The 19,974-nt window shown below is 45.9% G+C and carries 14 protein-coding genes, 1 tRNA gene and 1 other RNA gene; 4 read left to right on the plus strand and 12 right to left on the minus strand.

Annotated features, from left to right (window positions below; translation table 11 throughout):
* Positions 1 to 35: 35 nt before the first annotated feature.
* Both K1X61_03975 and K1X61_03980 read right to left on the minus strand, forming a co-directional pair.
* Complete coding sequence (locus K1X61_03975; GenBank protein MBX7107789.1) at positions 36 to 1,010, minus strand: fatty acid desaturase; 975 nt, start codon at positions 1,008 to 1,010, stop codon at positions 36 to 38.
* A gap of 114 nt (positions 1,011 to 1,124) precedes the next feature.
* Positions 1,125 to 2,006 (minus strand): lysophospholipid acyltransferase family protein, encoded by an 882-nt coding sequence (locus K1X61_03980; GenBank protein MBX7107790.1) that lies wholly within the window; start codon positions 2,004 to 2,006, stop codon positions 1,125 to 1,127.
* A 342-nt stretch (positions 2,007 to 2,348) separates the two neighbouring features.
* Here K1X61_03980 and smc point away from each other — a divergent pair, with 342 nt between their 5' ends.
* Positions 2,349 to 5,879 (plus strand): chromosome segregation protein SMC, encoded by a 3,531-nt coding sequence (smc, locus tag K1X61_03985; GenBank protein ID MBX7107791.1) that lies wholly within the window; start codon positions 2,349 to 2,351, stop codon positions 5,877 to 5,879.
* Between the two features lie 8 nt (positions 5,880 to 5,887).
* Here the strand turns inward: smc and K1X61_03990 are convergent, their stop codons facing one another.
* Together K1X61_03990 and K1X61_03995 are read right to left on the minus strand one after the other, a co-directional pair.
* Entirely contained in the window at positions 5,888 to 6,313 is a 426-nt protein-coding gene (locus K1X61_03990) for a hypothetical protein (protein ID MBX7107792.1), read from the minus strand.
* A gap of 94 nt (positions 6,314 to 6,407) precedes the next feature.
* On the minus strand, positions 6,408 to 8,072 hold the full coding sequence (locus tag K1X61_03995; GenBank protein ID MBX7107793.1) for a glutamine--tRNA ligase/YqeY domain fusion protein: 1,665 nt from the start codon (positions 8,070 to 8,072) through the stop codon (positions 6,408 to 6,410).
* Positions 8,073 to 8,238: 166 nt separating this feature from the next.
* Here K1X61_03995 and K1X61_04000 point away from each other — a divergent pair, with 166 nt between their 5' ends.
* Complete coding sequence (locus K1X61_04000) at positions 8,239 to 10,812, plus strand: sulfatase-like hydrolase/transferase (protein MBX7107794.1); 2,574 nt, start codon at positions 8,239 to 8,241, stop codon at positions 10,810 to 10,812.
* A gap of 82 nt (positions 10,813 to 10,894) precedes the next feature.
* On the opposite strand, the gene K1X61_04005 is transcribed toward K1X61_04000, so the two are convergent.
* A complete protein-coding gene (locus K1X61_04005; protein MBX7107795.1) occupies positions 10,895 to 12,139 on the minus strand; it encodes a hypothetical protein in 1,245 nt (414 codons plus the stop codon).
* 118 nt (positions 12,140 to 12,257) lie between these two features.
* The gene (locus K1X61_04010) at positions 12,258 to 13,022 is read right to left on the minus strand and encodes a DUF2236 domain-containing protein (GenBank protein ID MBX7107796.1); all 765 of its coding nucleotides are present in this window, start codon (positions 13,020 to 13,022) and stop codon (positions 12,258 to 12,260) included.
* A gap of 202 nt (positions 13,023 to 13,224) precedes the next feature.
* Between K1X61_04010 and K1X61_04015 the strand changes: the two genes are divergently transcribed.
* Complete coding sequence (locus tag K1X61_04015) at positions 13,225 to 14,520, plus strand: M20/M25/M40 family metallo-hydrolase (protein MBX7107797.1); 1,296 nt, start codon at positions 13,225 to 13,227, stop codon at positions 14,518 to 14,520.
* A gap of 30 nt (positions 14,521 to 14,550) precedes the next feature.
* Positions 14,551 to 15,720 (plus strand): NADH:flavin oxidoreductase, encoded by a 1,170-nt coding sequence (locus K1X61_04020; protein MBX7107798.1) that lies wholly within the window; start codon positions 14,551 to 14,553, stop codon positions 15,718 to 15,720.
* A gap of 305 nt (positions 15,721 to 16,025) precedes the next feature.
* Here K1X61_04020 and K1X61_04025 read toward each other — a convergent pair whose 3' ends face one another.
* From K1X61_04025 to K1X61_04050, 6 genes are all read right to left on the minus strand, one after another.
* On the minus strand, positions 16,026 to 16,835 hold the full coding sequence (locus K1X61_04025) for a mechanosensitive ion channel (GenBank protein ID MBX7107799.1): 810 nt from the start codon (positions 16,833 to 16,835) through the stop codon (positions 16,026 to 16,028).
* A 277-nt stretch (positions 16,836 to 17,112) separates the two neighbouring features.
* Entirely contained in the window at positions 17,113 to 17,625 is a 513-nt protein-coding gene (locus K1X61_04030) for a nuclear transport factor 2 family protein (protein ID MBX7107800.1), read from the minus strand.
* A 368-nt stretch (positions 17,626 to 17,993) separates the two neighbouring features.
* Positions 17,994 to 18,066 (minus strand) — tRNA-Lys (locus K1X61_04035).
* A 124-nt stretch (positions 18,067 to 18,190) separates the two neighbouring features.
* Positions 18,191 to 18,712: RNase P RNA component class A (rnpB, locus tag K1X61_04040), an RNA gene on the minus strand.
* A gap of 85 nt (positions 18,713 to 18,797) precedes the next feature.
* Entirely contained in the window at positions 18,798 to 18,992 is a 195-nt protein-coding gene (locus tag K1X61_04045; protein ID MBX7107801.1) for a cold shock domain-containing protein, read from the minus strand.
* A gap of 193 nt (positions 18,993 to 19,185) precedes the next feature.
* On the minus strand, positions 19,186 to 19,881 hold the full coding sequence (locus tag K1X61_04050) for an ABC transporter ATP-binding protein (GenBank protein ID MBX7107802.1): 696 nt from the start codon (positions 19,879 to 19,881) through the stop codon (positions 19,186 to 19,188).
* Positions 19,882 to 19,974: the final 93 nt, after the last annotated feature.

Here is a 19,974-nt window from a genome sequence, read left to right on the forward strand (position 1 = left end):
CAGCTGGCATGCAAAGATGAACCCGGCATGATTCGCTAAAGCTGATCCAACCTGATCATCTGCTGCCGCTGCGGATCCCACAACTTGAGCCGGAAGCAGGCAATAATATCTGAAGGATTGAGCGACGTTTTTTTGGCAACCTGCAATTCAGGTATGGCGGCCATTACTTCTGGCAACCGGTAGAAAGGAATGCGGGAATTGATATGATGAATATGGTGATAGCCAATGTTGGCTGTCACCCACTTCCAGAAAAAATTCATCTCCATGTGGCTGGATGATTCCAGGGCAGCATGATCGTAGCTCCATTCGATATCTTCCTTAAATGTGACGCCCGGAAAATTGTGCTGCGCATAAAAAAGATAGGCTCCCATGGCACAGGCAATGGAGAAAGGAATGCAAACTGATAACAGCCAGACATTCCATCCAAAAAATATGATGATCAGTACGCTGATGGCCAGGTGAAGGATGACTGCAATCATCGAATCCCAGTGTTTGCCGGGACTGCTGAGAAATGATTGTATGGTCATGCCATATAAAAAAACCGACAGGTATCCGAACAAGATGGTCAGCGGATGGCGGATAGCGAGATAACCAATCTGCTGCGCACGGCTGCACTTCAGAAATTTTTCACGGGTGAAAATGGGAAATGATCCGATACTTGCTGTGTAAAGCCTGGAATTGTGCGCATGATGATAATCATGGGTGCGTTTCCAGATGCTGGTAGGAACGAGTATCAGAATTCCGAATGCGGTGAAGAAGGCATCAGCAAGCCACGATTTTGTTAAAATCGAATGATGCTGATGATCATGATAAATGACGAACAAACGAACCAGTACCAATCCCGCCATAATACTGCAGGCTATTCTTCCTGCCAAAAAGGGAACCCAAACCGTTCCTGCAAATAGTGCAACCAGGATAGCAAGCGTTGATACGGTGTAATACCAACTCAGCCAACGCACTTCTTTTGCGTAGGGTTTGGTGGCTAAAATAAGTTCTTTGCCTTGTCGCATCTATCAGAAAGATTACACAAAAGTAACGAAAGAACAGCGAAGCGGCTAAGAGGTTTTACTTTTTCAGATGAAACGGCAAACGCATATGCATCGATACCATGTTCCCATGATGTATTATTGGCGTTCAGGCTTCTTATGCTTCCATCGGCGGTGACTCCACAGCCATATCTCCGGCTGCTGCCTGATCTCCTGCTCGAGCTTTTTTGTATGCGCTTCAGAAATCTCTCCATCTGTTGTTAAAGCAGGAGTTTCAAACAAAGTCTCCGCAAATATCCGGTAGTAACCACGTCTTATCCGTTTAACACTGGCAAACACCACTGGATAATTCAGCTTCCTGGCAATCGTTTCAGTGCCCGTAAATACGGGTGTATCCTGGTTGAGAAAACGGGTCCAGTATGCCTTCTCAGGCGAGGGCGTCTGATCCGCAATAAACGCAGTGCTGCTTATCTCTTTACGGTTCAGTGCCATGGTTCTGAACGTATCTTTCATGGGAATCAGCCTGGTACCAAAACGCTTGCGCATATTAATGATCAGCTTATTATAATATGGATTCGCCAGCGGATGGTAGATAACATAAAGTTGCTGACTGCATTGCAGGCTGAAGGTATTACCGGCCCATTCCCAGTTGCCGAAATGACCCATTACGATGATGATACTCTGCTTCGATGCGTAATAGCGATTGAAAAGTTTCAGCGACTCTTCATCAAAGGAGCAGTGCTTCAAAGCGAAAGACTGCGACATGGTGAGTGTCTTGAAGGTCTCCAGGAAAAGGTCGCAGAGATAATGGTAAAACCTGCGCATGACTATCCTGCGCTCGGCTTCCGTTTTTTCAGGAAATGACCGTTGCAGGTTTTCACTCACTACTTTCTTACGGTAACCTGCCACATCATAAATCAGAAAACAAACCACATCGGAAAACCCATATAACAACCAGGACGGCAACACCGAAAAGAGGTACAGAAAGGGCAATGCGAGGTAAAATCCGACGGCTTGCATAGGGTGGCAAAGATATTACGAAGCAGCCATTATTCCGAAATGCAATAACCTGTCTAAACCCGACTTATACTTTATGAAGGAGACGGCCTGGTGCTGTCATACAATTCCATAAAACGCACTCGAACTTTTCAAACGTAAACGCATATCAAAATTTATCCGGAAATTTTTCATGCAGAAAAACTATTAAGCTATACCGGTTGCTTCGCTTCGGATTTTTAACGCTTCACCGGTTATCTGTCTTTCATTTCCTCCTGCCGCTACATCCGCTCAAGTTATCCACACACCCCTCTTTTCACAGTAGAACTACGCTATTTTCGCAGTTTATTCAAAAAAATAAAGCAAGTGCGTTTAGTAAATCTCGAGATAAAAGGATTTAAAAGTTTTGCCGATAAAACGGTTATCAACTTCAATGATAATGTGACCGGTGTGGTGGGTCCTAATGGCTGTGGAAAATCAAACGTGGTAGATGCCATCCGGTGGGTGCTGGGCGAACAGAAAACATCCATGCTGCGGTCGGAGAAGATGGAGAATATCATTTTTAACGGTACCAAAAACCGCAAGGCTTCGTCCCTTGCAGAAGTATCGCTCACCTTTGAGAATAACCGTAACCTGCTGCCGACGGAATTTCATACGGTTACCATCAGCCGGCACTATTACCGAAATGGCGACAGCGAATACAAACTGAACGGCATCACCTGCCGGCTGAAGGATATCACTTCCCTTTTCCTGGATACCGGCATCAGCAGCGATTCCTACGCTATCATTGAACTGGGAATGGTAGATGAAATCCTGAATGATAAGGACCATTCGCGCAGGAAGTTATTCGAACAGGCCGCAGGTATCTCCAAATACAAGGCACGTAAAAAGGAAACGCTTAACAAGCTGGAAGCCACTCAACTCGACCTTAACCGTGTTGACGATTTGCTTTTTGAGATTGAAACAAATCTGAAAGCGCTGGAAAGCCAGGCCCGCAAGACGGAACGGTTTTATAAGCTGAAGGAAGAATACCGTAACCTCAGCATTGAACTGGCGCTGTTTACGCTGGAAGGATTTAAGTCATCGTTTGAAACGCTGAAGCTGCAACAGCAGCAGGAGGAAGATAAAAAGCTAAAACTGGAAACGGACCTGGTGATGCATGAGGCCACGCTGGCACAGGAAAAAACTGAAAACATCAACAAAGAAAAACAGATGCTTTCCGTGCAACGCGAGCTGAATACGTTTGTGACAGCCATTAAGCAAAAGGAAAACGAAAAAAATATTCTTTCTGAAAACCTAAGGTTTCAGCGTGACAAAAAAGTGACCCTTGCGGCCCAAAGTGAAAAGGCCGCCGATGACCTGCGGCTGATTGGCGCCGGGATGGACGAATTCAGGCAACAGAAAACAAAAGAGCACGATGCTCTCAACCTCTTTACCTCCGAGCTGGAAGTGGCGAAGCAGGTGCTCGAAAATATCCGCGCTGATCATAGCGGAATAAAAATGCGGCTGGAAGAACAGACCAGCGTGATGCGTGAACTGGACCGCGAGTTGGCGGAGACGGAAAAGAACATTACCATCCGTGATGTGCAGCATCAGAATTTATTGCAGGAAAAAGAACGTGGAGAAGCGGAGTTCAATCAGCGCCGCGATGAATACGGTGCGTTGCAGCAGCAGTTGCAGTCGTTGCGGGAAGAAGAGCAGCTCAACAAGCAAATCGTATTGGAGCTTACCGAAGCCGGCGATACGCTGCAGACACAGATCAATGCCGTGGAAGATGAGCTGGAAAACACGCGGGAAGAGTTGCGCAGCAGTCATCGTAATCTTGATGCAAGGCAAAATGAATTTAACCTCACCAAGAGCTTCATCGACAACATGGAAGGATTTCCGGAGTCGATCAAATTTCTGAAGCAACACCCTGAATGGGCCACGCATGCACCCTTGCTCTCCGATGTCATCTCCTGCCCGGCCGAATTCAGGGTGGCCATTGAAAACTACCTGGATCAGTATCTTAATTTCTATGTAGTGGCCGATATGAATGATGCCATGAATGCAGTAAACCTGCTGAGTGCCGCTTCAAAAGGTCGTGCCAATTTCTTCGTATTGAATGATTTTGAAGAGGCACCGGTAAAGTCCGTCGCCACGCCTGCCAATGCCATTGCCGCAATGGACATCGTGGAAGGAGATCCCAAATACCGCAAGCTTGTCTCATTCCTCCTCTCCGGCACTTTTATTTTAAAAGATGATGAACCGGTTGACATGAACCGGTTCGATAAGCAGGCGGCAGTTATTGCACGCAACGGTAAGTTCGTTCGCACGCCACTTGGCCTCTCCGGCGGACAGGTTGGTTCCTTTGCAGGGAAACGGTTGGGCCGAATAAAAAACCTGGCCGCACTGGAAGCCGAAATCGTTCAATCCAAAGAACATGCGGAAAGGTTACAGGCGCGGATGCAGCAACTGCAGGCAGATTTGATTTCATTAAAAAACTCATCGAAAGATGCCGAGCTGGATGATGCAAGAGAACAGCATAACCTGGTAAAGAATCAACTCGCTTCCATCTTCACGAAGATTGAAAATATGGAGAGCTTCTTCGTGGCACATGGTTCCCGTATGGAAAGCATGCAGGCGAAGATGGAACAGCTTGCCTCGGAAAACGCATATCATGCAGAGCAACTGAAGATTCATACCGACAAGAAAAACGGGCTGCAGCAATCACTGGATGAAATGACTGCTTCCTTCAGCGACAGCGAGTTAAAGCTGAATGAGGCTTCACAGGCTTATAATACCAGACACATTCAGTATGTGCAGCAGCAAAACAAAGTAGCTTCCATTGACCGTGAGCTGGAATACAAGAACCAGCAGGCTGCCATCACGCAACAACTGATCGAAAGTAACCAGGCGGAACTGAACAGCACCATTACGTCCATTACCGAGATTGAGCAAAAGTTAGCGGTGGCGGAAGCGGTTATCATTCACGAATACGCAGAGAAGGAAAAGATGGAACAGCAAGCCGTGGCTGTTGAACAGGTTTATTATGAAAGCCGTGGTAAAATCAATGAGCTGGATGAATACCTGAAAACAATTACTAAAAACAAAGAATACGTGGATGTGCTGCTCGGGCAAATCAGGGATAAGACCAATGACCTGAAACTGGAGCTCAACTCCCTGAAAGACCGTTTGGCGATTGAATTTAAGGTTGAAATAGAATCGCTGATGGACCGTAATGCCAATGCTGAACTGAACCGTGAAGAACTACAGCAGAAGTCGGAAAAACTGAAAAGCCGCATTGAGACTTACGGCGAAATCAACCCGATGGCCATGGAGGCATATAATGAGATGAAGGAAAGACATGATTTCATTGTTGCGCAGAAGAATGACCTGATGAATGCAAAAGCCTCTCTGCTGCAAACCATTGATGAGATTGAAACGACGGCAAAAGAACAATTCCTCAACGCATTCAACAGCATCAAAGACAACTTTGTAAAGGTGTTCAAAGGATTGTTTACTGAAGACGATGAATGTGACCTCTTCCTTGAAAATCCTGACAATGTGCTGGAGTCTAAAATTCAGATCACCGCCAAACCAAAAGGCAAGCGCCCGCAGATAATTGATCAGCTTTCAGGAGGGGAAAAAACACTCACGGCCATTTCACTACTCTTTGCCCTCTACCTGTATAAGCCGGCACCATTCTGTATTCTCGATGAAGTGGATGCACCGCTTGACGATGCCAACATTGAAAAATTCAACCGGATCGTTCGCGAGTTTTCTCAAAACTCCCAATTTGTTTTGGTGACACATAACAAAAACACCATGGCATCGGTTGATGTGATTTACGGCATCACGATGCAGGAAGAAGGTATTTCCAGGGTGGTGCCGGTTGATTTCAGAAGCCTCAACTGACCATAAGCTCAGTCCCGTTGCATTGATGATTTGCTGAAAAGAGAATGGCCCCTGGCAAGGTGATCGAAGAGTTTAACGGCCTCGCCTGACGTATTATAGATGATGGCAAATTGCGATAGATACCATTCATCATCCTTGCATTTTATTTTGCTGAATTGCAACGGGTAAAGGACAGCAAATGAGAAATCATCACCACTCATATTGTTGAAGGTGAGGTTGAAAAGATCCCGGTTCATAAACCTTCCATCCTGCAGCAATGATCTGACCCAGGCTGTATCCCTGCCTTTGATCAGCCGCTCAAAATGATTTTTATCCTTATACAACCTGTAAAAGCGCCTGTAATTCGCCTTCGTAACCACCGGCCAGTTGCGTTCAATTTTATGGGTAATACGAGCAGAATCATGCGGCCATTTGTCATTGGCATGTACCTTCATCACGCAGATTATGCATACCAGCAGCGGCAGGAAACATCTTGACCACGCAGAGCCATGACGGCAGCCTGCAGTAAAAAGATATCGTAACGGGGAATTATGATTTTGATTTCGACCAACCATCTTTCAGTGTGACAGTTCTGTTGAAAATCAATTTCCCTTCCGTTGAAGTTTTATCAAGGCAGAAGTATCCTTTCCTGATAAACTGATAAGATTCACCTAACAGGGATTGCCGAAGCGCCGGCTCAGCAAAGGCCGTATCAATGGTTTGCAAACTGTGCGGATTAAGATACTCCTTAAAATCCCCTTCCTCCGCATTGGGATCTTCTACATGGAACAGCCTGTCGTACAGGTTCACCATTACAGGCACTGCCGCAGGTACACTTACCCAGTGAATCGTACCCTTCACCTGAATTCCACTGTGGTCATCGCCGCTTCTGCTTTCAGGAATGTAGGTGCAGTGAATCTCCTTCACTTCACCCTGTTCATCTTTGAAGAAATGCTCACACTTCACGATATAGGCGCTTTTCAATCTTACCATCAGGCCTACGCCAAGCCTGAAAAATTTTTTAGGTGGTACTTCCATAAAATCTTCCCGCTCAATCCACAACTCCCTGCTAAAAGGTATTTCACGGCTTCCGCTGTCCGACATTTCAGGATTGTTTTCACTATGCAGCATTTCCATTCTGCCTGCTTCATAATTCGTGATTACAAGCTTCACCGGATCAAGCACCACCATCCTGCGTATCGCATGCTTATTAAGATCCTCACGGACACAAAACTCAAGCAGTCCGATATCAATCGAATTTTCCCTGCGCTGAATGCCAACCTTATCACAAAAAGCACGGATGCTGGCAGGTGTGTATCCCCTTCGCCGGAAAGCCGAGATCGTAGGCATGCGCGGATCATCCCATCCTGCCACTGCTTTTTCATTCACCAGCTGTAACAGCTTCCGTTTGCTCATCACCGTGTAGGTCATGTTTAACCGTGCAAACTCATATTGATGTGACGGGAAGATCTCCAGTTGCTCAATGAACCAGTCATATAGAGGCCGGTGCACCTCAAACTCCAGCGTGCAGATAGAATGTGTGATCTGTTCGATGGCATCGCATTGCCCGTGGGCAAAGTCATACATGGGGTAAATGCACCATTTGTTGCCGGTGCGGTGATGTTCAACATGCTTGATACGGTACATCAGCGGATCCCGGAGATGCATATTGGGTGATGCCATATCGATCTTTGCACGCAGCACTTTCTCTCCTTCTTTAAATTCACCGTTACGCATGGCAGCAAAGAGGCGTATGTTCTCTTCTATACTCCTGTTCCTGTGCGGACTTTCCTTGCCTGCTTCGGTTGGAGTGCCTTTCGTGGCGGCAATTTCCTCCGCCGACAAGTCATCTACATAAGCTAGTTCTTTCCGGATCAGGATGCAGGCAAATCCATAGAGCTGTTCGAAATAATCGGATGCATAAAATTCATTATCCCATGTAAAACCCAGCCACTGAATATCAGCCTTTATGCTGTCAACATATTCTGCTTCTTCCTTCTCCGGATTCGTATCATCAAACCGCAGGTTTGTCTTCCCGCCATACTTATCTGCCAGGCCAAAATTGAGGCAGATGCTTTTAGCATGGCCGATGTGCAGGTAGCCATTAGGCTCCGGCGGAAACCTCGTCAGCACCCGGCCATTGTGCTTACCGCTCTTCAGATCAGCTTCCACAATTTCTTCCAGGAAGTTCAGGGGTTTAACGTCTCCATTCATACAACAATAACGTATTTTAAGTGAGGCAAAGGTAACGGCAAATTTCGCAAATAAGCCGCTGTAAATTTTTGAATCGATGCATACCGAACACAGTCTTTAATTCAAATAATGAAGTAATTTGTAAGGTGATAAATCAATCGTTACTTAAAATTTTGCCCGTTCAATGATGCGTAGATCTATACTCGTGCTTGTTGCACTTATGTTGCTGAAAGGATCAGACCTGTATGCACAATGCAATTTACCTGCTCCGGTCATCAGCAACATTATTGCAGGCGAAACTTCCATATCGGTTTACTGGAATACCAATCTGGCTGTTGCATATTACAAAGTACGGTACAGGATAAGTGGCGGGAGCAACTGGACAACATCAAATCCATTGCCTCAAGGTTCAACCTACTATTATATTAATGAACTCAATGCTGCCACATCTTATGATGTGCGTATAGTGCCATACTGTTCCAATAATCAGCAGGGAAATTATGCGGTGGCCACGGTGACCACGCTTCCTCCTCCGCAATGCAACCTGCCGGCACCGCTGATCAATGATATCATTATTACAGAAAACAGCATCCGGCTCATCTGGCAGCCTGATCCTGCTGCCGCTTACTATAAAGTGTATCACCGGCAGATCGCATCTGTCAACTGGCAAAGTTCGCCGGAAATCAATGCCGCAGATTCCAGCTACCAGATCAGTGGATTATTCTCCGGCACCGAATATCTTATTCAGCTTGTTCCGTATTGCAGCAATGGAAAAAAGGAACTGATGTTTGATACTATCTGCTCAACCCTTCCTTCCGCTTCCGGTTATACAAAAGACAGCATCGTTATCGTAATTTATTTAGATGATCTTCCACACAAAATGATGGATTCCACAGGAGCGCCTTCTTTTATCCATACACCTAACTTCGACCGGATTGCCAGTGAAGGAATAAATTTCACCCGCAACTACGCCATGCTACCACTTTGTGCTCCTTCAAGAGCGACCTTAATTACAGGCCGCTCTTTCGTCACCACGGGGGTTACCGATAATTCCACACAGCCAAATTTCAACATGATGCTACCGACAATCGGCGGATTGCTACGAAGTCATGGTGTTTATACTGCGGCGCTGGGCAAGTTTCACGATGTTATCGGGGAGCATCCTTCCGATTGGGATTACAGTTTTGAAAGCTACAACCTGCAGAAGGAAAACACAACGATGAACCCGGTGAAGTTTCAGCTCAACGGCGGAGCACCGAAAAAGGCAGGCAATGATTCTATTATTACGAAAGTGCTGATGGATTCGGCAGCAGCCATAATACAAAGGGTGGACGGCAAATTGTTTTTACTCATTTCACTGCGTGATCCGCATATACCTACCAAGGTTCCGGCGCCTTTTGATACACTCTATGAACATGCACCGGTTGTTTTCGGACCTAATACGGTGCCCTTTTCAGATCTCTATCCGTCTTTTACTTACCTGTTGCCGGAAAAAAATTATAACACCCTTTCAGCAGCTGAATTGGCGCTTAAAGACCAGTACCGCGCGATAGCCTATGTGGATGACCGGATCGGATACTTGCTTTCCGTGTTGGAGAATACAGGGAAACTGAATAACACCACCATCATATTAACAGGCGATCATGGATTCTTAAACCAGGAACATGCGCTTTATGGCAAACGGCGACCTTACCAGGAATCGCTGAATGTTCCATTATTTATCTGGAATAATGAATGGTTTCCGCAAAAGGGTACAAGGAGCACGGTGCTGACCTGCAATGCAGATCTGTTTTCCACTATGCTGGAATTATTTGACCTGTCCGACCCGGGCTCAGACGGGTTGTCGGTGAAAAGTTTGTATAATGGAACTGCCGTGCGCAAGACGGCTTATGCAAGTGTGCCTTACACGACTGAAGGCGGATATGAAGCCATGCCTTCCTGCCGTTCAGTTTGGGATAGCGCCTATCAGTATACGAGATATGGATGTTCCAATATAACAGAAGAGTTTTTTGACCTGAAGAATGATCCATATCAGATGAACAACCTTATAACAGTACCGTCGTTACAAAGTACGATTCAATCCTACCGTGTGACTCTTGCCAACATCGCCGCACAGCTAAACGATACTGCGTCGGGCACCGTAATCAACTGTTACCTTATTGAAAACGGAACATTTGATTTTAATGTCAAGATGTCCATTCAGGGTTATGCCGATGAACTTAACCAGGGTTTTATGAAACCGGTAATGACTAATCAACTGGCAGGCAGTAACACGGATATTGTTGATACGGTCACTATTTTGCTGCATGATGCCGGAACGCTTGCTGCCGTTGATTCATCTAAAGGCCTTTTACAAACCAACGGAATAGTGCATTGTACATTTGACAATGCATCTGCAGTTGCTTCCTATTATGTGGTGGTTCGTTACAAAAATACTTTGAAAACCTGGAGTGCCTTACCGGTTGCTATGAGTATGGGAAGCTATGATTTTACAGCCAATTCATTAAGTGCATTTCCTGATATCAATAACCCTGTTCCGCCACTGAGCTTTACCTCCGGCTCCTACTCGATTTACAGCGGTGATGTTAACCAGGACGGGCAGATTAACGGAGAAGATATGAACCTGCTGGAGTATGCTGCAGCAGAGCAGGCCTTCGGTTATTACAAATCTGATCTTACCGGCGATGGTGCCACAGACGGTGCAGATTTTAATTTGCTGGAAATGGTGATCAGTTTAGGTCTTTTTGCAGTTCACCCATAATGGTGCGCCTGTTCTGCCCTTTTTGCTTATGTAGAATACTATTCAACGGCTCTTCCACAAATCTTCGAGTATCAGCCCGGCTTTATCTCACAAAAATTAACTTACCGCTTCTCACCGACAGGCCATTACTGTTAACCCGATAGAAATAGATGCCATCCGGGATTTGCCCTGCTGCAATTACATTTAATCCGTCAACCATCTCCGTATGCAACATATTCTCTCCGTTACAATTAAACAGGCCAAACTGAAGACCTGTAGCATGGCCTGCACTATTGATCAATATCTGATCACCTTGCTGACTGAAATAAAAAGAACCAGGATTATTAGCGTCAGAAAATCCCGCAGCCGTACAAACTTCCACCACGATATTCAGTGAATCTGTGTTCGCACATCCGAAGCCATCTAAGTAGGTGTAATATAGTGTGAATACGCCTGTTGACGGAGGCACGAAATGATCATTGTTGACACCGGGCCCGCTGAAAACGCCGCCGGAAGGGTCTCCCAATAAAAGCACTGTTGCATCACTGAAACAGATAGTGTCCGCTTTTACCGTCATGGATACTTCCGTCAACGAATGAACTGTTACCTCTACCTCCGCTGAATCAATGCAACCGGATGTACCTGTTGCTGTCACTGTGTATTCACCACTCTCATTCACCACAATGGCAGAATCTGTTGCGCCGTTCGACCAAAGGTAGGTTATGCCTTCACTCTCCACATAAGTTTTAAATACCCAATCGAAATCCGTGAGGTAAGTGCCCGACGGATCTACAAAACCCATCACACCATTGATATACGGATTACCGGCGCCGATTTGCAGGCCGTAAGGGTCGGGCATGCCAGGCCCGCCACGAATCTGAAAAGTGTAGGTATTACCTGCTATTACAGGTATGCTTTCTTCAAATGTGAGAAGGCAGTTTCCCGCCGGGCAATTTATATTCACTACCTGTGAATCCAGCAGAGTGCCTCCGGTTCCGCTGCCTTCCCAGACTGTCCAGTAACCGGTTCCATTGATGTAGTTAAAGAATCCGGCATCAATCTCCACCAGCGTGCCGGTGATGCCGGCCTGAAAGGATTGCCAATAAGAATACCCGGGCAGGTTGCGTGCACTTGTTCCGCCGTTGTAAAAAACCTGCGACTGATCGAGTGACAGCGAACCGCCACTGCCGGATGCAAGCAGTACCACCGAATCTCCTTCGCAAAAAGTGGTTGCACTTTGGGGGGTGATGGTTACATCGCATTGTGCCAGGGCAATGCCGGATGCAAAGACCAGTGCAGAAGCATAAGTAATCCTTATCACTGTGCTGAATAGATTCAAGGCTTTCATTAATTGCATTTAAGTCAACAAAGTTTCCTCACCAACATCTGAATAAAAATGACAATCATCATGTTTTTGAATGAGTCGCTTTTCATGCCGTTCGATGCAGAGCTTTTAGAGCAGGATGCTATTGACCGGATTTGTCTAATGCCAGGAGACGGCTCCGGTATGATTCCGGCAACAAGAGTTTCCTGACCCAGCCATCAAGATGAATCAATCTGCAGAACTTGTAAGCTGGTACTGAAGGTCGCAGCCAATGTGTCTGCCCAAATTTTAATAATGCATAAACTTCTTCAGGTACCACCAGCTTCTGCGCTTCAATCAAAATCTTGTACCGGCTTATACCTAACTGTTTTTTATACTGCAGGAAAAGGTCTGAAGTGTACCGGCTCATGGCCAGATCATCCTGTATGTGCTGCCTGCGGCTGACTATCCACGATTCATAATTGGGGGGAAGATCCTGTAACTGCATGCGTTGTCCAACGCGATAAAAAACATCAAAGACCTCTTCCTTCTCTGCTGGCGTAAGCTGACGAAACAATAACTCATAAGCTGCAATGGAATAATGAATAAGCATATATAGTACATCGCGATAGGCCCATGGCGGAATCTGACTGCCGCGGTTCATTTCAACCTGCCGGTGAATGAATGTAATCGTATCTATCGCTTTCAATGCATCGTCATCTGAAGAGAAAACAATTTTTTGAGCATATGCAACCGTGGAGAACAGTCGCCCAATGGGATCCGCAGGAAGCCTTCCTGTAAAATACAGCCAGTCCACTGCTTTGTTAAGCGCAAATTCTGCAGATGCCCCTGCAAATATGAAGAGTACCGTATCTGTATTTCCCCAAATGCTGCGCACTACCGATGACTCCTTTACAAAGTATTTCATGTGAGGCTAAATTACCGAAAAGTTACTGCCGCTTAATCAGCACATAAAATGAATACGGAAAGCATGTGCCGGTTTGCCATAACCAACTGTGATCATTCTCAGAAAACAGAATTGCTGTTTATTATTGCCGTCATCTCGCTATTGTCAATGAATGATTTAATCTTCAAAAAATAGTATTTTTCCTTTCTTACTGATACTGCCAATGAATTTCCCTTTATTAATGTTTTTCCTGGTAAGCTATTTAACGCCTGAACCGATGATTACCAACTTAAACAAGCAAGAGCAGGCCATCTGCAGTGCCGTTGATGCACGTGCAGCAGCGGCCATTGCCCTGCTGAAGGAGGCCGTCAATATCAACAGCGGAACAATGAACTTTGAAGGTGTGCGTAAGGTCGGAGAACTGTTTATGGATGAATTGAAAAAGCTTGGCTTTGAAACGCGCTGGTCAAATGGCGCTGAATTCGGCCGTGCCGGTCACCTCGTAGCTGTTCATAAAGGAAAAGGAAAAAAATTTCTGCTGATTGGCCATCTCGATACAGTATTTGAAACTGACAATGAGTTTCAAAGCTGGGCCATGATAAATGATTCAACGCTACGGGGCCCCGGCGCCTCCGATATGAAAGGTGGTGACGTGATCATCATTTTAGCCATGCAGGCGCTGCAGGATGCCGGATTGCTGGATGACCTTTCCATTGAAATCATTATGACCGGTGATGAAGAGTTGAACGGCGATCCGCTGTCGCTGTCAAAAAAAGATATCCGCGAAGCAGCTATCCGTGCTGATATCGCATTAGGTTTTGAAGATGGCGACGGACTACCGAACAGCGCCTTGATATCAAGACGCGGTTCATCCGAATGGACACTCACCGTGAAGGGCACACCTGCTCATTCATCACAGATATTTACAACCAATGTAGGCAGTGGCGCCATCTTTGAAACAGCCCGCATTCTCCATTCATTTTACGAGGCATTGTCCGGAGAAGAAAACCTGACGTTCAATCCCGGACTCATTGCTGGCGGATCAGCTGTATCGTTCAGCAGCGAGACCAATACAGCCACCGCTTTCGGGAAGAATAATATTGTGCCTGGAGAAGTGATCGTGAAAGGCGATTTGCGCGCTGTATCCGCTGAACAACTGAAAAAGGCCAGGCAGATCATGGCAGACATTATCAAAGACAATTATCCTCAAACCGCTGCCACCATTGATTTCGGAGATGATGGTTATCCGCCGATGACATTAACGCCTGGCAACAAAATGCTGCTCGATGCCTATTGTAAGATAAGCATTGATCTGGGATTTGGTCCCGTGAATGCTGTTCCGCCGCGTAATGCCGGCGCAGCCGATATCTCTTTTGCCGCCGACTTTGTGGAAATGGCACTCGACGGATTAGGCATTGCAGGTGCAGGCGGACATACTGCTAATGAAACGGCGAACCTGAATTATTTATCCATCGACGCCAAACGTGCTGCCGTGCTGATAGCCAGGATGGCAAAATAAACGCTCTGCGCTTCCCGTACTTCCTGCAATATGCAACACAAGTTATTTACACCTGTACAGATTGGTCCGTTGTTGCTTAGAAACCGTTCAATCCGTGCGGCAGCATTTGAAGGCATGTGTCAAAATCATGCCGTATCTCCGGAATTAATAGCTTATCATGAGGCTGTGGCTGCGGGAGGTATTGGCATGACTACGGTTGCCTATGTTTCCGTGACCAGAGACGGGCTTTCATTTCCCCATCAGCTATGGATGCATGATGCAATTATTCCTTCGCTGAAAAAACTGACAGATGCAGTTCACCGCCATAATGCGGCTGCATCCATACAACTCGGCCATTGCGGCAACATGGCAAAACGCTCCGTAACGCGTACGCGTCCGGTTGCGCCTTCAGCCCGTATCAACTGGTACGCTCCCTCCTTTCCGCACGCTTTAAAGAAGGAAGAGATCTTTGCACTGGTTAAATCATTTGGTGCTGCTGTTAAGATGGCACAGCAGGCAGGCTTTGATGCGGTAGAAGTGCATGCCGGTCATGGCTACCTGATCAGCCAGTTTTTATCCCCTTACACCAATCGCCGCAATGATGAATTTGGCGGCTCGTTGACCAACAGGATGCGTTTCCTGCAGTTAGTGCTGGATGAAGTCATGCACGCTGCTGCCGGAAAAACTGCCGTGCTGGTAAAGATGAATATGCGTGATGGATTTGATGGCGGCCTTGAACGGGAAGGTGCATTGCAGGTCGCCCTGCTTATGGAACGAATGGGCATACATGCACTGGTGCTGAGTGGTGGTTTCGTCAGCCGTGCACCCATGTATATACTGCGTGGTGCAATGCCGGTGCAAACACTTGCTCAACATGTTGACAGCCGGCTGATGCGTTGGCTCGTTCGGCGCTTTGGTCATTGGCTTATCCGCGAAGTTCCGTTTTCACCAACCTATTTCCTCGACGAGGCGTTGATTTTCAGAAAAGAACTGAAGATGCCCCTTGTATATGTAGGCGGCATCCTCTCAGGCGAGCATATTGAGCAGGTACTGTCTGAAGGTTTCGATGCAGTGGCTATGGCAAGAGTATTGATTCACGATCCCGATTTCATCCATAAACTATTGCGACAGTCGCTGAGTCATTCCGCCTGTGATACGTGCAATTACTGCATTGCGGTAATGTACAACGGGCCGTTTAGTTGCATTCAGCATAAAACATAATGCATTGCAATAGCACAGCAGGGATACTAACTGATGTGATTGCAAATGTTTTCATCAAATAGCGCTCGTCATCTTAGCATGTTGCGGATCTTCACAAACTCCGGTGGCTTGGAAATATCCGGATTGCAGTTGATTCATCAATGCCGAAGTTCATGCCTGCATACAAGCAACTAATGATACACGGTTAATGCCTTAGCATGATGCATTTATTGCTGCATAATAAATCTCATATTTTTTTGTGCTGCATAAAAAAAAGCGCCGGATCGGCAGTTGATCCGGCGTTGACAAAATTTTACAACTGATGACTATGCATTAATAATACGGCGGGTGGGCACCGGCGCTGAAATGCTGTTTTTGTCAAAAGCTTCTTTCATTTTTTCCTGTATGCCAAAGAAAACGCTCCAGTAATCTTCTACTGTAGCATAAGGAAAAACGGCGAGGGTCACCATGCCATCTCCTACCTTGGAAACATTCAGTGACGGCGCTGGGGTTTTCAATACTCCTTCAAAACTATTCATCACATCCATGGCAACCTGTCTCACTTTATTCATGTCGTTGTCAGGCGCCACAGCCATAGTAATCTCTACACGGAGGTTTCCATGTCTGCTTAGATTGACAATGGTTCCGTTTGAAACAGCACCGTTTGCCAATATCACCGTCTTGTTGTCCGGTGTGAGCAGAATGGTATTGAAAATCTGGATTTCCAGCACATGGCCTACATGTCCGCCTGATTCAATCAGGTCACCCACTTTAAACGGTTTAAAGACAAGCATCAGCACGCCGCCCGCAAAATTGGCCAGCGAACCTTGTAAGGCAAGTCCGACTGCCAGTCCCAGCGCACCGATTACAGCAACGAATGATGTAGTTTGAATACCAAGCATGCCTGCAACCGTCACCAGCAGCAATACTTTCAATCCCACGCTCACCATGCTCCCTAAAAATGATTGAAGGGAAACATCTACCTGCCGCTTACGCAATGAAGCGGAAACCATTCGTGCAATAAAATTGGTGATGTAAAGTCCGACGATAAAAACGACCAAAGCGCCTAATACACTCGGTCCGTAAGAGGTCAGCAGTTGCATTACCCTGTCTGACAGTGATGTAAGATTATCCATGGATGTAGTTGATTTAGATTTATGTCAACAAAATACAATTAATTCTTATCGAATAGCAAAACCCCGGGACAAGTGCCACCACAGTTTCCTTGGCGCCTGAAAATACTGCTCTATGCGAAAAATCAGAATGGCAACACAGGTCATCCTGAACTTGCTTCGCAGTCTTTCCGGTGAACAAGTCACTTCTATCATACCTGCAGATACCTGCAAATTGAACGTTTTGAATTGATGAGGAAGTACTTGTTTCCGAAATGATCTGCTGCAGCAGTTGACCGTGTTAGTTTTTTCTTGCTGCCATGCCTCCGAGAATTAACCAGGTATCGCCCGATTTTTTCCAGGTATGCGTGAACTTATATGTTTCCTTTTTCACTTCTTGCTGCTGCTTATCCGTCCATATTTCATCGGCATCATAAAAAACAATGACAACACCTTCAATAGGATTTACCGCTTTCCGGTATAATTTGTAGCTGAAAACAAGGTTGGTGTCTTTATGCAACTCCGGAATCCAGGCGCCAATACCGCTTTTGCTGCTGACACCGTTTCCAAAACCGGGATATCCGATAAAATCATCATGCCACAGGGTTTTATAGGATACTGTATCATTGTTACCAACATAGTACCAGTACTTCTCTTCCATCTGCCAGGCTTCATTCATCAATGAATCTTTGTTTTCAGCAGGCAGAAAAGATTTGCCCTTTTCATCATCCCTGATGGTTTCCTTACAACTGTAGATGACCGTTGACAAAACCAAAATTGCGCCAATCATCAGGTAAAAGCCTGGTTTAAACATGGGGTTCGGTTTATTCAAATTGGAAAAAAGTAACTGCACCTGTGTAATTGATTTCAGCCAAAAATAAATAACGCTATCCATTTTTCACATGTTGCTGTATGCAGACAAAACAGCAGGCGGTGTATAATGCAGTGGAACAGATGAAACTTTCCATTAGCTCCTAATAAATCAACACTGCATAACCAGAAGCAATCTCAAAATACTTACCGTCATCCTGAACTTGTTTGAGGATCTCTTCCACTCATTGACAGATGCCGAAATAAATTCGGCATGACCGCATTGAATGCATGTTTTGAGATAGCTTCTGCACCACTTCAAAAAAAAACCCTTGCTATCTGACGACAAACAAGGGTATTAATCAATTTTAGTGATCCCGCTGGGACTCGAACCCAGGACCCCAACATTAAAAGTGTTATGCTCTACCGGCTGAGCTACGGAATCGCTGTTAAAAGTGGGTGCAAAGATAATCTGCGAAATAAGATTTGCAAATATAGTCCATTGTCACTAGCACTGAGTCGAGAAAACAGCTGACAACTAACGACGCTACTAACGACTAAGGACAAAAAAATGCTGCAGGATCATAAGCCGGATTCTGTATCATCCGTCATCGCCTCAGCGAAGATGGATCGCTCCACCTTCACCCGGCCTTTTCGGGATGCTGACATTCATTTATCTGGTCCCGGTATTACTATCGGGATCAAGCGGTCTACCCACTTCCGGATCACCTGTTGGTGAATCAAGCGGGCAGCTCTGCGAACAGCCTTATCGGCAATTCACCGGAGTATATTTGACCTTACAGCCCGCAAGGTTTACCCTTTCCTGGTGTTACCACCACGAACCGTGAGCTCTTACCTCACGTTTTCACCATCGCTCGCCAAAATACAATGAAGGTTTGCCTTCACTGCCTTTGGTACCTTCCGTATTCGTAAGAAATGGAAAACCATTTCTCTTTGAAGCGGAACAAGCAGTTATTCTCTGTGGCACTGTCTTCCCGGCTAAAGCCGGAACCATCTGTTAGGTGGTGCGGTGCCCTGTGCTGTCCGGACTTTCCTCCCCGACAAGTCGGAGCGAATGCCTCACCTGCAGCAAAATTTTCAAAGAACAAAGTATTGCAGTTAAAATAAGAAAGCCCCTGATCACTCAAGGGCTTTCCCAAAAGGTGATACCCGCAGTTATGAAATCACTTTCACATTTACTGCATTGGGGCCTTTTTTTCCTTCGGAGATCTCGAAAGAAACATTATCGTTTTCACGGATGTCGTTGATAAGACCTGTTGCGTGAACGAAAATTTCTTCATTCGTTCCATCCTGAATGATGAAGCCAAATCCTTTGGATTTGTTGTAAAACTTTACTTTGCCTGTGTTCATTGAAATTGTAATTGATGAATTAAAAAATTGAAATCGTAACAAAGATAAAAAAATATTAAAATTCAGGTAACCGCGCGCAAAAAAACATGCAATGGTGGCCTGCTCCATCCATGACAGGTATGACATGGAGATGTGTCGTAAATGAAGGGGTTCAGCTGTATCATAAGCACCGGCATACTGATTTAACCGGCTATCAGGCTATGACCGTACGGTTCTCATTAATGTGGTCGGAAAAGATAACACCATCCTTCAACCGTACAATCCGGTGGGCAAACAGGGAGATATCCTCTTCATGCGTAACGATAATAACGGTATTTCCTTCCCGGTGGATCTGATCAAATATCCCCATTATTTCGATGGAAGTCTTACTGTCTAAATTGCCGGTAGGTTCATCAGCGAGGATGATGGAAGGGTTATTGACCAATGCCCTGGCAATGGCCACCCGCTGTTTTTGTCCGCCGGAAAGTTCATTCGGCTTATGATCCATCCTGTCCGCCAGGCTTACTGCTTTCAGCATCTCGCGCGCCTTCTCATCACGGTAGGACTTCGTTTTACCGGCATAGATAAGCGGCAGAGCCACATTTTCTTCCGCTGTCATGCGCGGCATCAGGTTAAAAGTCTGAAACACAAAGCCAATCTCTTTATTGCGTATCACCGCCAGCTCATTGTCCCGCATGACCCCAACATCATTTCCGTTCAGGTAATACTTACCGCTGCTCGGTATGTCAAGCGCTCCAATGATATTCATCAGCGTTGACTTCCCGGAACCGGAAGGCCCCATCAGCGCTACATACTCATTCTTGTTAATGGTGAGATTGATTTCTTTCAGCGCAGGAATCACCACCTTTTCAAGCACATAGTCCTTTCTTATTTTCTGCAGTGATATTATTTCAGCCATCTTCTTTTCTTCGTTAAATCGCTAAAAAGTTCCTGTTTAAAAAAATCGCCGTCAATATACGCTGATTGCTTTGTTGCACGCTCT

Source organism: Chitinophagales bacterium, assembly GCA_019694975.1.
Taxonomy (GTDB): domain Bacteria; phylum Bacteroidota; class Bacteroidia; order Chitinophagales; family UBA10324; genus JACCZZ01.